This window comes from Stenotrophomonas sp. STEN063 (assembly GCF_056854515.1).
The window spans coordinates 1-846 of record NZ_JBXFWF010000133.1 but is presented as its reverse complement, the minus strand read 5'-3'; the positions used below and the strand labels follow the sequence as shown (position 1 = coordinate 846).

The window sequence follows — 846 nt, the reverse complement described above, 5'->3', positions numbered from 1 at the left end:
GTCCGCGGGGGTCGCCAACCACCTCCGGGCTCGGGGGTGGCGCGAGGGCGTGGGGGGGTGGGGCTCCCCCCGGGCCCCCCGGGCCCCCGTGTGGGCCGCGCCACTACACGTGAGGCTCCTGCTGAGCATGGCCCGGCGCTACGGTGTAGCCTGCTGGTCCCGCAACCGCAGTAACCGCCATGAGCGAACACAAAGCCCACCAGCTGTCGATGACCGTCCTGATGTCGCCGGAGATGGCCAACTTCTCCGGCAAGGTCCACGGCGGCGCGATCCTGCGCCTGCTCGACCAGGTCGCCTACGCCTGCGCCAGCCGCTATGCCGGCAACTACGTGGTGACGCTGTCAGTGGACCAGGTGACCTTCCGCCAACCGATTGCCGTCGGCGAGCTGGTGACCTTCCTGGCCTCGGTCAACTTCACCGGCAATTCGTCGATGGAAGTCGGCATCAAGGTCGTGGCCGAAGACATCCGCAAAGGCGCGGTGCGCCACGCCAACAGCTGTTTCTTCACCATGGTGGCAGTCGACGATGACGGCCGGCCGACGCCGGTGCCATCGCTGCAGCCGGAAACCAGCGATGAAAAGCGTCGCTTCGCTGCCGCGCAGATCCGCCGCCAGCTGCGCCAGGAGATGGAGCAGCGGCACCTGGAGCTGCTGCAGAGCAATCCGTCGGGTGAGGCGGATTTGTCGGTGCCGACTGCCTAGGTCTTTTGTGGGAGCGGCGTGAGCCGCGAAGCTGACAATGCACCCGATCTCTGTAGTGGGGGGGGGGGCCGGGGCGGGGGGGCGGGGGGGGGGGGGCGGCCGGGGCACGCGGGCGCGCGCCCCACCGCCGGTTGGGGGGGGGGGG

General features: G+C 70.2%; 1 protein-coding gene. It reads left to right on the top strand.

Translation table 11 applies throughout. The features are described from left to right. Window positions 1-179: 179 nt before the first annotated feature. Window positions 180-701 carry an acyl-CoA thioesterase gene (locus tag AC1VWL_RS19300; protein ID WP_482987756.1) on the top strand — a complete coding sequence of 174 codons (522 nt, stop codon included), beginning with the start codon at window positions 180-182 and terminating at the stop codon, window positions 699-701. Window positions 702-846 lie beyond the last annotated feature (145 nt).

What these genes read in the sequence shown, in the direction of transcription:
- AC1VWL_RS19300 (WP_482987756.1), top strand. Translation starts at nt 180, where the DNA reads ATGAGCGAACACAAAGCCCACCAGCTGTCGATGACCGTCCTGATGTCG.